We start from the raw sequence: 12,119 nt of genomic DNA, 5'->3' as shown, positions 1-12,119 counted from the left end.
TACCAGCGGAGACTGACGATGGCCTTTCACAGGCCTATCATTAAAACAAACAAGACATTAAATCACTTTGGCTATACAAGACAAAACCTACTTCAAGGCTTTTGACGGTCTTCGTGGACTGGCAGCTATCGCTGTCGCGCTGCTTCATTGGCTACTCAGTTTTGTCGGCTATCTTGCAGTAGACTTCTTTCTGGTGCTCAGCGGCTTCATCCTGGCCCATCGTTACCTCTATGCGGCTAGTCCGGTTAGCAGCGGGAAGTTTGTTCTTAGCCGCTTTGCCAGGCTCTATCCGATGCATTTGTTCGGCCTACTCAGCTATACGCTGGCGCACAGATTGCTAGTTAAGGATATTCCGCGCTATCCAGATGGCACCTTATTCACGCTTCTTCAACAACTCACCTTGACTCATAACATAGGCCTGAATTCGCACGGACAGACATGGAACGTGCCGAGCTGGTCGATTTCCATGGAGTTCTGGTTGAATGTACTGTTTTTCTGCTGTATACACCGCAACACAAGCAGCCTGCCCCTACTATTGATCAGCGTTATCGGCTTAACGGTGATCTACAACCTGACCGGCCATATTGACACCACCTACCAGAATTATTTTCAGATCGCCAACTCCGGCCTGCTGCGCGGCTGGTCCTCTTTCGTGTTGGGGATCATTGCCTACCGCGGTTGGCGGCTGGCTCGCACGATAGAGTGGCCACCTCTGATACTTCTTCTCGCTAAATGCGTGATCTGTATAAGTGCATTAGCCCTGCTCTTCGCCCGTAGTGGAAATCTTAGCCTCCTAGATATTTTTGCCCCTATTGCCTTCACCGCGCTAGTCGTGGAGCTCGCTCTGGAACAAGGGATTCTGGCTTGGTTAGTAGCAAAGCTGCAGTGGCTCGGAACCATTTCTTATTCCATCTATCTGAACCACTTGATTATCTTGATGGTGATAGATTGCGGACTGGTACACCTAAGCCTCAGCCATGTACAGCTAACGCCACTGTACCTCGGAGGCCTGCTGGCTTATTTCGCGATAACTTACCGCCGGGTCGAGACGGCAGGCAAGCGATTGATCACGAAGCTCAGCATAACATGCTGATGCTCCGCACGAATCAGGCGACACCCTAAAGAGTGGTGTTAGATAAACAGCGGAAACCACGCACCAAAATCTTCAGCACAGACCTTTCCCGCGGATTGCCACAATGGTCAGAAATATACACATCAAATGGATGGTTGCAGTTCTTGGCATAGCTGCTGCTGTCAATATATTCACTAAAACCATTATTGTTCCAGAACTGGGCGACGGTAAGTTGATGGCCTTGATCCTCGCCAATCGAGAGATCTTTCCCGCCACAAAATATCTGGCAGGGATGGAGACTCTTCGCATGGGCTATGCAGCCATTTGGCAATTTCCGCCCTTATTAATCCTGCTGCCAGACACTATTATCAATCACTCAGACTTCATACGAATTGCCGGCATCGTTGTCATGGCTTGCATGTCCATTTATCTACTGCAGGCATACCCTGGCAAGTATCGCGTGCTGCTAGTCATAACAACCCCTATCTGGATATTGTTTTCTTTCGGCTACTTGGAATATTACCCATTCATAGCCGGGGTTTATCTAGCATTGCTCTGCTGGGCGTTCGATGGGGATTTTGAAGAAAAATCAGAGTTATCGATCGGCCTGATTGCTGGCAGCCTGCCGCTTTTATACTTGGGCTTTGCCCCTGTCAGTTTCATCATGTTGCTTGTTTATTTGTGGGGAGCCCGCACGGCAGTAGTTGCGCGCACTCTCGCCGCGCTATTTCTGGGCTTTGTCATTACGCTCAAGATTTTCTGGGCGAACAATCTATCGGACTACTTTATCAGTCTCTATCAAGAAATGAATTTCGGAGAGAAGAACACCGTCTATGAGGCATATCGTGGCATGTCCGCAAACGCGACCTCAATTTTCTTTAAGAGCAGCTACGTTTGGTCTGTTGCGCACTTAAAAGAAATATCCGGCATGCTGGCGTATGGTCTTGGCCTGGCCCCCATAGCCATTTTTGCTATCGGGATTTTCGTCCACATAAGAAAGGTAGTTTTTTTCACCAAAAAATCAATCCTTGCCATTCTTATTTTGGGCTGGGCACTGTTTTATCTTATCTACACTATTCCCAAGCTAGGGCCGATCGTAGATATAGACATGTTCTTCATGACATATATTACAGTTGCATTCTTCGGTGGCGCACTGCTAGATATGAGCAAAAATATTAAGCATACCGCCATCGGCACGCTTTGCTTGCTCAGCACCTGCGCATCCCTCATGCTTCTTTTGCGCCTGACCGCTATATAAGTTGCCACCTCAGTGATCGCTTAAAAATACCGGCTCCGCCTTGATAGTATAGGCAACTCAACATATCGGTAGGTCAAATATGCCAACAACAGAGTCGATGGCATAACAATTGCCAGATTGATAATTGGCGAAAAATTGAACTTAACCACCAGCAACCACAGCAAAGGCCAGTGCCACAAATAAATTCCATAGCACATCAAGCCAATACCCTGTATCGGGCGACAACTCAAGAACGACTTCAAACGATTTTTCGTAGGGGCTATCAGCACCAGTATGGTTGCGCTGGAAAGCAATAAGACTAGACTTTGCTGCCAAACGAAATAGTAAATTTCGCGAGGCTTACAAAATAATACAAGCGCACACAGCACTAACGCGGATGCTTGCATAAGCCTTAGAAAAACAGGCGAACGATGCCACCCTTCACCCCATGCATCCCACGCCAGGGCCAAAATCCCCCCCATGAAAAATGCATCCATGCGCGTATCCAAACCATAGTAAACTCTAGACCACTCCACACCCTCATTAATCAAAAAATTACGCCACGCAACAGCAACAACCATAAATCCAGCGAACAGCAACAACACTTTCACCCGACTCAGCCTTAACTTCAAGACCACCAGCAACAGTGCCGGCCACAACAAATAAAACTGCTCCTCTATTGAAAGAGACCATGTGTGCTCAAAATATGTCGGATACACATGCGCATTAAGCTTTGTCCAGTTGGAATAATAAAGCAATGTTCTGACAGCATCTTCCCATACAGGAGCAAGGTCATGAACTAGAAATACAGCAGCAATTAAATAAACAACTATCACCAACATGAGCGCCGGATAAAGTCGCCGCACGCGCCGGCTGAAGAACTTGAACAGCTGCAACTGCCCGGTCCGCTCTATATTTCTGAGCAGAATTAGAGTAATTAAGAACCCCGAGATAACAAAAAATATATCCATCATAATTTGCGCACCCGGAAACCAGGACAGTTTTACGTGCGCAAAAATAACTCCAAGCGCCATCAAGCCGCGCAGCCCATCTAGAGCAGGGAAATACTGCCCCGCTTGATCTGCACGACAAGCTAGCTGATCTGCGGCTAAATTTGACATTAAATAGCTCACCAAACAACGAAATAGAATTAATTATGCTTGAGAATTGATGCCAGATCGCTACAAGCGGGCTCAATAGAGCACGAGATTATGCAAGGAACCTTAAGCTCCCTTAGTTCGACGACTCCGGCACTCTAGACGCCTAGCAACTTAAACTGCCCCGTTACGATTTAACTTACTTGGAACGGCCTGCATTCGACGCACTCGCACTAATCCAAGAGTAAAACTGACAACGCCCTAATTGCTGTCCGCTTGACAATACTAGACCCTTCCGCCTCTCAAAAGTCGCGTTCCAACTTAAAGCGCTCAACATATGCATATAACGGCTATCAGAGCTTGAAAAAGGCGGTACTTAAATAAACACCCCAGCAACCATATGGGTTACAGGGCGGCCATTTCGCAAATTCAGGGCCATTTCATAGCCACCTAACGAATCAGAACTGTTTGTACCCCTATCGCCAATGTGCGCTGATCACCGTTACCAGGCTTGCGCGCATCGGGTAGATCAAATTCGAAAGCATTTAACCCGTCTCCACGGAGTAAGGCAGGAGAAAATCCTACTGACCAGCTACAGCAGCTGGCACTCTCATCCAACCTAACTGTGGAAATCTCTGCGCCATTCAGGCGTATCGTCACCTGTTGAGCCCCTAAAATAGGCCCTCTGACTATGAGTTCGCCCTTATACTTATGCTCCGGCCGGGAGGAAAACAATATTGTTGCGCGATAACCACTACTCCAGCGATGTGTCTTCTCGGCGGCACTCCAATCAGGGAAGCTTCTGTTATCTTTGAAATCAGGCTTATCTGGGAGGACTATAACCTCCAATTGTCCATCATCTCGGATTTCAGACACCTTACCCCGAGCCTGCTCAGGCTGATGCAGCCACCTTAGCCGTGGGTATACAGCCTCCATAATATTAGTCATAGGCTTACGCGCCCCCATAAAACCATATACGAACGCGGGAAAATCTGCAGGCCAAACTACCCGTGGAGAAAGCTCAATGGATGCGGCCTTGAGCGAACGGTCCAGCTCGCTCATAAAGTCATGGGTGAGGCGATGTTGTTCATAAGCCTTTGAAAAAATAGAGCGACTCGCATAATAAGAGCCTACAGGGTAGCAAATAAGCACTGCAAGCAATACCAAAGACCTGTAATGCTTTCTACTTGGAGAAAATGCTTTGGTTGAAGAATCAATATGTTCCGTTATGATCAATATAGTGAAAATGGCAACTACAAAAAGCTCATCCGAGTAGTAGCGCATAGATGCTAAGGGAAAGCCTGCAAGAGCGCCTCGCCCAACCACCGCCAAGGTAAAGCTAATGATCAGTGTTGCAAGCAACGCCGCTATTGGCAATGCGCTACGTGGCCTGCGCCAGATCGACCAGCATGCTAGGCTAACCCAGAATATTCCAGCAACCCATTCTGCCCAACTCTGTTCAATTGGTAAAAATAATAAAACAGCCCCAAGTCGAGTGACAAAATTAAATGCAACCGAAAGTACTTCTGGCACATCCATTTCATTATTAAGTTGTATAGTCGGCGAGCAAAGCAGGTACCAAGCCACATAAACTGCTGAGATCAGTGACATGCATATACACAGCCCCCCCCCCTCGCGAGACAATTTCTTGTTGAAGAAAGAAAGACAACCCTCGACAGCGATTAAGATAACGGGAAACAAAATAGCCTTTATGTAGAATCCGAGCGCAATAACCTGCATTGCCAAGCAGAGCAGCGCCTCAGCTTTTCGTCTATTTTCACGATAGCGCAGGTAGTAAAAACAGGCCATCGCCTGCAGCAGCAGATAGGGAATTCTATGGATAGCTGCGCTCCACCAGATCAAAATGTGCAACCATGCAGGACTCGTCGCAGCTATGAGCGTGACTAATAAAGCCATACGCTGTGGAGCTAGCCGGTTCAAAACAAGGTACAGAAGAAGAACTCCCCCTATCCAGCCTGCGATCATGACCCCCAAAGCAACATCGAAATTTAAGGGAGACAGCTTAAAAAGCAAATAGCTCGCGAGCTGATGCAAGGGGGCGAAATGCACATCTATACGCGTCGCCAGCATCTCGCCTAAACTCTTCGAAATAGCATCATCAAAATGATCAAAGTCATCACTTATAAAATGACTATTATGCCGAACAAAAATAACGGTCGCACTGATGAATAGCAATATCATTAATGATGTAACGAATGGGGTGACTCGATCGATAGAGCCTAGGGTACCTGCGGCTCTTTCGTGCAAGCATCTAATACCAAAGTTCCTCACAAATTGACTATTCACTTGATAGCCTCTTTAATCATCGGAATGATGGTGCAACCACTGTCAAGTCCTTTGCGCGGATAACCATCCCAGTCATAAACAAACAAATAGTTGGGAAACATTGCGCTGTCACAAAGTACTCGATAATCCACACTACGCGCGGGAAAGACTTGGGTCACACTGTGGGCAGAACCTGTCCAGCGCGCACCGGAACGGAAGAAATCGTCAAAGAAGTATTGTTCAACGCCGGAATAACCGAACGAGACGGTAGTATCAGGTGGTAAGGTTGCAATAAAAGCCCTAACCTTATCGATTTCACTGGCTGGCAGGAAGTTACGGGACAACATCGACAAGCGTGGATTGAGTGCATCGATTTGGGGATTGCCACTGCCGGCATGCAGCCCCAATTGGTAAAACAGGCCACCAGCAATCAACGCACAACCTATGCGACACCAAGCTCTACTCAGCGTGGCCGTGCTGACCAACACGCCCAGCAATAATAGCCAGAAACCGAAGTTATATCCAAAGCTGTACCACATGTTGTGACCGTTCAAAGTCATGGCAATAAAGGCCACACCATACAACGACAGAAAAGCCTCCGCTCCGAGACGGCGATGTGCAATCAACTGTAAGAAAGGAATCAATAGCACTAGGCCAAGCAGCGTCCAGCCTTCACTCCCCCCCATCACCGGCGAGCCCAATTTATAGGCAAACTGGAACTGCATGTCCTGCCAAAATCCATCGATATGCTTGATTACAAACAAGCCATAACTAGCCAGCGTCAGTGCGGCGATGACCAACGCCAGCAACTCACCCGGACCGATGCTGAGGGTTTCTCGGTGCAAAATCTTCCATAATACCAGTACGCCATAGGGCAGCAGGAAATACACTGCATTGAAATGCACGATTGCACCGAGCAGCACCAGCGCCAGCCCCAAGGCATACTTATCTCTTAGTACCGCCAACAGAGAGAGCAGAAAGATTAATGTATATAACCCTTCCATCCGCGCAATATTGGAAATCGCCAGCGAATAAGGCGAGAGAAAAGCTAATAGCATCAGCACCAGTGCCAGCCTCTGCCGCCAGCCACTCAGCGTGATGTGAACAATTACGAGCCCCACCCCAAAACAGCCCAAGTACATCAGGGTAGAAGCCCAGCGGGAGATCTCGAAGCTATACCCGAAAATCTTATATATACCGGACAAGAGCAACATGTATCCCGGCGGCATCCACATTACCACACGCTCACTGTTCAACCCGTATACATAAAAACTTCCTGTATGGCTAAACTCGAATGCCTGCGAAGTGAAAGCAGTTTCATCATTCCATGGAATGGGAAATTCGAAACCCAAGCTCATACGGATAAATAAGACCACGGCGCCGACCAAGCCCGTGCAGGCCAGCATCACCCAATACCGTCTAGCACATGCAAGACTGCGATCCAGTGGAAAAAAAGAAGACATCGAAAGTAGTCCTTAGAGCTCTATGCCGGCTTACGAGCAATGATTGCCTGGCTCTTTGGCATGGCCTCATCCAAGGCTTTCTTGATACGCGGGCCGTCGCGCATTTTAAGAAGCATGTCCCATGTTCTGGCCCAACTTTCCAACAACGGGTGCCATGGCGGAGACAGATCCTGATCGCATGTCCAGAAGAACGCCCAAAAGATTGACCAATAGAACCCATAATAGGCATGCTTCTCAATGATCAGGCCGGCGTCCACTATCAACTGTTCGAACTCGGCCCGACTGAAGACATTGATGTGATTGGGCTTCTCGAAGTGCCCCGGAGGGGCTAGGTGCTTTTGAACCAGCTCACTTGTGGCATCTGGAACACTTAGCAAATACAACGCACCTGGTTTTCCTACGCGGACAAGCTCGTGAATGAAACTCGACGGGGAATCAACATGCTCCATGACTTCCATAGCGATGATTTTATCAGCATAGGCATCGGGCAGCGGTAACGGATCTGCATCACTCACCAATCCATGAACGCCACGAGCATTGAATTGCTCTAGGCGGCTACTCACAGTGGCTATTTTCTCCGAATCGATATCGGCAAACGTTACTTCGGCACCAAGTTTTGCACAAAAGCCAATGAAAGTGCCGTCGCCGCAGCCGACATCCAATACATGGTCATCCGCACTGACGGGGAACCCCTCAAGCAACTCCCCGGTCTCTTCCTTGAACCAGCCACTCAAAGAGGCGTCTACCAGCGTGAAGTCTGCCGGCACCGGCTCAACGGGACTGGACTCTTGTACAGACAAAGGCTGAACAGTTTTCTTGCGAAAGAAATTATTAAATGAAGAGAGCATGTTTCACTCAAGTTCGACAGATGAAACGGGTTTACGCGCCAGGATGATTTGCGTTTTAGGCAGGGCCTGATCCAGGGCTGCACGAATTTTTTCACCGCCTGGCAGGTTGATGGTCGCGTGCCAGAGAGTGGCCCAACTATTTAGCAGCGGATGAAAGGGCCCCTCCAGCTGATCGTGAGTCGCGCCGCTGAAGACGTGCCCTTCGGCCTGCTTGGTGCCCCAAAACAGCATCATCCACAGCGTCCAATAAAAGCCATAAGAATCTCGACTTTCGATAATCAGCCCGGCGTTTTCCACCAATTCGACGAATGCTTCGCGGGAGAACACATTGATATGGTTGGGGGGCTCGAAATGCAGCGCTGGCGCTACCGCACGCTGCAGTTCCTCACTCGCCCGATCGGGCACCGAAATAAAATACTGCGCACCAGGGCGACCGACCCTGACCAACTCTTGGAGTATCGCCAATGGCTGCTCGACATGCTCCAACACTTCGAGGGCAATGACTTTGCTGGCCAGATTGTCCGCCAAGGGTAAGGGCAGACTATTCGAGACGATGCCCTCAGCCTGCCGGGCCGACGTCTCGCGAACTTTTTCTCGCAACGCCTCGACTTTCTCCGCCTCGCTGTCGGTAAAGATCACGTGCGCACCGCGACGAGCACAGAACAGCGTCGAACCGCCGTGCCCGCAACCCAGATCCAGCACTACATCGTCTGCGGCTATGCTGAAACCACGAAACAGCTCATCCGAGGCATTCTGAAACCACCCTCCCATCACCGCGTCAACCAAACCGCAGTCACGCGGGTCGACTACTTGCAAAGCAGGCGGTTGCGTAGTCTGAGCAGCACCATGGACGGCCGAACAACAGCGCTGCCACCATTTACGCATGAGCCGCATGAGCCCCTCCCATAACCAGAAACTCTCTTAGGCGCCCTGCGGTAACGGCCTGCGAACAATGGCTCCTCATTCGCTCGATAGCATTGTCTGACAGCCGCCGGTATTCCTGCGGAGCCTGTCGATAGCAGTTGTAGGCAGCGATATAAGCGCTGCGCAAAGAGTCCCAGTCGATCTGGTGACGCACCGTGCGGTACGCCAGACGTGGGTCGTGCGACCAAGCCGTAGCATCTTCCCAACTTGAAACCACGAAGCCGACATCCTCATCCATGTAATCGAGCATGGCCGAATGCCGAGGCGCCACGGCGGGCTTGCCACATGAAAGAAACTCCATCAACGGCAGGCATTGGCCTTCACCATGCGAGGCATTGACGGCGAAGGCGGTGGCCTGAATGAGGCTATCGAACTCCTTGCCGTCCAGGTAGCCTTGTAGCAGCACGACCCGGCATTTGAACTTGGGCATGCGCGCCAGCCAGATCAGCATGTCGTGCATGGCCGACTCGTACTCGCGATGGCCCAGCTTGAACACCAGGGTGGCATCTTCGGTATCGCGAAACGCCGAACAGAACGCGGTCAACATGTCCGCCCAGTTCTTGCGACCATCGTAGGGATTGAACAACGCGGTAAATACCACGCCAGACAATGTCAGCCTGCATTCGCCCGGGGTCCAGACCGGCATTTTCGGCGCCAGGCCTTGAGTGCCAGGATGCGGAGGCTCTACGGGGTTGTCAGGTTCCAGCTTCGCCTTTTCCGAAGTGCGCAGTTCCAGGCCTTCGATGGCGACTGAATGGGGACGACACGCGGCACGCCAGACTGCCTGGGATACCTGTTTCAGCCATTGCCGCAGGTAGCGCCACGTGATAGTCGCGACCGATTCGGTGCGGCAGACAGGAACCTCGGCCTGGGGAGCCTGCCGCCGACGCATGGCGCTCTCGTGCTCACGAATCGCCTGCACTACGCAGGCGATCGCATCCTGCCCTGAGATATAGGGGCTAAGAGCCGGGTCGCAAGTGTCCGCAATCACACCATCGGCAACCTTGATCACGGTTTTCTCGGGAATCCCGCGCCTGTCACGACGAAAAGCCGCGAACTTGTCCCATACCGGTGATGGCATGGAGGCAATCGGGTAGTCCACGCCCAGTTCGGCCCGCACGCTGCGCACAATCAGCTCGGAGTGGGTAATCGCCATTCCAAACCGGGCAAGCATCGCACTCCAATTCTGCCGCTCATCGCCTTGCCAGCTTTCGTTGGGGATGCTGTAGAACTCCCAGGCAAACACAGGTATGACCTTGCACGGCAAATCGGTGGGGGACTTGTGCGGCGGGGTGAACGCCAGTAGCACGCAATCGTCGCCGGTCGAGGTGCAGGCCTCATGCAAGCCTGTCACTTCGGCCAGGTCGCGCACCACAACTACCTCGGCAAGCTCCTGCAGCACCGGTAGGAAGTCTCGTAATACGAAGTAATAGCTGTAGTCCGGCAGGCCAAGACTAGAACCAATCGTGTCGGCGTTTACCGCTGAATACACCAGGATCTTCATGCTCTGTTTTGCCGCTTATCCAGAATACGGGAGGGGTCTAGGGCCTGAATGAACTCGGACAGCTGCCGAGCGACCTGATCCTGCGATGCGAAACCCTGCAGCCGCGCGCAGGCGCTCTTCGACATCGACCGGTAGCGCTCAGGCTCCTCGCGCACCACCCGGAAGCTCTCTCTGAACGCCGCCACCAGCGAAGCCCAGTTCAGCCGGTGCCGATGTGTCATGTAGACGCCTGAGGGGTCATGCGGCCAGCAGAAGGGCTCCCGCGAGCAGTCGACGGTAAAGGCCAGGGAGCCCTGGATATAATCGGCCATGGCGGTGTGCGTTGGCGCCAATGCCGGACACCCCGCGGAAAGAAACTCCATCAGCGGCAGGCACAAGCCCTCCCCGGAAGAGGCATTGACGTAGTAGCTGGTGGCCTTGATCAGCTCCTGATACTGCCCCTCTTCCAGAAAACCATGCACTACCAGTACCCGGCACTTGAATGGCGAAAGACGCGACAGCAGAGTAATCAGGACGATCCGGTAATACTCCAGATCGTAGTGGGTCATCTTGACGACCAGGGTAGCCTCGGCTTCGTCCTTGAAAGCCCAGCAGAACGCCGCGATGATTTCCGTCCAGTTCTTGCGGCTATCCGCCGGATTCAGCAGCGTGGTGTAGACGACTCCGGTCACCTGCAAATTGAGAGGAGTTTCCGTGAACAGCACCCCCGCCGGCACTGCAGGCCGCACGGAAACAGCTGCATCGTCTGCAACGCTTGCGCCATTGGCCTTATCCCGTGACGCACGCGGCAAAGCCAGCTCATTGCGCCACTCCTGGTAGAGTTGCTTGCTCAGGGCCCAGAGTCCGGGCGCATCTTCAGGCATGGCACGCTCTGCAGGCTCGACGCCGTTTGGCGCATTGCTCTCCGGCGCTAGATGTGCGGTTTCCGGCACCAGGCCGTCAGCCGAGAGGCCCAAGATGGCGCTATCAATCAAATATCCGGTGAAGGAAAAATAGCGCGCATCACGCAGTGGCAAATGCCCATCGGCCTCAGCCAGATGGGCGTAGTGATTCCACACCGGGGCGGGGATGGCGGCAATCGGAAAACCAGGCGCCTCCCGCTCCACCAAGTGCTGCGACTCACGGCTGGTGCAAATGGCTCCGGCTATATGGCGAAACACGTACCGCCAATCATTGCGTGGTTCGTCATCCCAGGGCTCGTCAGGTAGAGAGTCGAACTCCCAGGCGAACAGACAAAGCGTCGGGCAGTCCAGGCCGACCGGCGTCTGATGGGGAGGGCTGACACTGAGGAACAGCACCGCCTCCCCCGCCTCGGTATACTGACGGTACAGACTATCGACGTCCGCCACCGAGTCCAGCACCTCGATTTGAGCTATCCGTTCAAGTGCGGGAAGAAACTCCTTCAGCAGGAAGTAATAGCTGTACTCCGGCTTGCCTAGAGACGCTTGGATGCTGGCCTGGCTGATCTTAGAGCAAACGAGAATTATCATCTGTATCGCTTGTTGTGGGGATAGTGCGCCTATCTTGCACTCGGACTCTTGTTATTCACCACATGGCCTTGCGAACGAAACCTGCTCGTCACGTGGTCGCGCGCATAGCAACAGTTATTGCTGTGGCTTGCAATAGTGGGCCGCTTGGAAAGCCTGACCCGCAGGTCGACTTTCTGCCCAATAGACAGACGCCTTTTC

9 protein-coding genes are annotated in these 12,119 nt (G+C 51.9%); 2 read left to right on the top strand and 7 right to left on the bottom strand.

What is annotated here, in order from left to right; all coding sequences use genetic code 11:
- The first annotated feature begins 67 nt into the window (after positions 1-67).
- Both AAFN46_RS13240 and AAFN46_RS13235 read left to right on the top strand, forming a co-directional pair.
- Positions 68-1,093 carry an acyltransferase gene (locus AAFN46_RS13240; protein WP_347809166.1) on the top strand — a complete coding sequence of 342 codons (1,026 nt, stop codon included), beginning with the start codon at positions 68-70 and terminating at the stop codon, positions 1,091-1,093.
- Positions 1,094-1,196: 103 nt separating this feature from the next.
- Positions 1,197-2,330, top strand: a complete 1,134-nt coding sequence (locus tag AAFN46_RS13235) for a hypothetical protein (protein ID WP_347809165.1) — start codon at positions 1,197-1,199, stop codon at positions 2,328-2,330.
- A 20-nt stretch (positions 2,331-2,350) separates the two neighbouring features.
- On the opposite strand, the gene AAFN46_RS13230 is transcribed toward AAFN46_RS13235, so the two are convergent.
- From AAFN46_RS13230 to AAFN46_RS13200, 7 genes are all read right to left on the bottom strand, one after another.
- Positions 2,351-3,430, bottom strand: coding sequence for an acyltransferase (locus AAFN46_RS13230; RefSeq protein WP_347809164.1), 1,080 nt, complete (start codon positions 3,428-3,430; stop codon positions 2,351-2,353).
- A gap of 426 nt (positions 3,431-3,856) precedes the next feature.
- A complete protein-coding gene (locus AAFN46_RS13225) occupies positions 3,857-5,713 on the bottom strand; it encodes a hypothetical protein (RefSeq protein ID WP_347809163.1) in 1,857 nt (618 codons plus the stop codon).
- A complete protein-coding gene (locus tag AAFN46_RS13220; protein ID WP_347809162.1) occupies positions 5,710-7,098 on the bottom strand; it encodes a hypothetical protein in 1,389 nt (462 codons plus the stop codon). Before AAFN46_RS13220 ends, AAFN46_RS13225 begins: the two co-directional genes overlap by 4 nt.
- 77 nt (positions 7,099-7,175) lie before the next feature.
- Entirely contained in the window at positions 7,176-8,003 is an 828-nt protein-coding gene (locus AAFN46_RS13215) for a class I SAM-dependent methyltransferase (protein ID WP_347809161.1), read from the bottom strand.
- A gap of 3 nt (positions 8,004-8,006) precedes the next feature.
- Positions 8,007-8,897 carry a methyltransferase domain-containing protein gene (locus AAFN46_RS13210; RefSeq protein ID WP_347809160.1) on the bottom strand — a complete coding sequence of 297 codons (891 nt, stop codon included), beginning with the start codon at positions 8,895-8,897 and terminating at the stop codon, positions 8,007-8,009.
- Positions 8,881-10,431, bottom strand: coding sequence for a glycosyltransferase (locus tag AAFN46_RS13205; protein WP_347809159.1), 1,551 nt, complete (start codon positions 10,429-10,431; stop codon positions 8,881-8,883). The genes AAFN46_RS13210 and AAFN46_RS13205 overlap by 17 nt, the downstream gene beginning before the upstream one ends.
- Entirely contained in the window at positions 10,428-11,921 is a 1,494-nt protein-coding gene (locus tag AAFN46_RS13200; RefSeq protein ID WP_347809158.1) for a glycosyltransferase, read from the bottom strand. Before AAFN46_RS13200 ends, AAFN46_RS13205 begins: the two co-directional genes overlap by 4 nt.
- Positions 11,922-12,119 lie beyond the last annotated feature (198 nt).

It is taken from the genome of Pseudomonas sp. CAU 1711 (genome assembly GCF_039888625.1).
GTDB lineage: Bacteria > Pseudomonadota > Gammaproteobacteria > Pseudomonadales > Pseudomonadaceae > Aquipseudomonas.
Note: the sequence above shows the minus strand (reverse complement) of the source record. Positions and strands in the feature narration are given on the sequence as shown.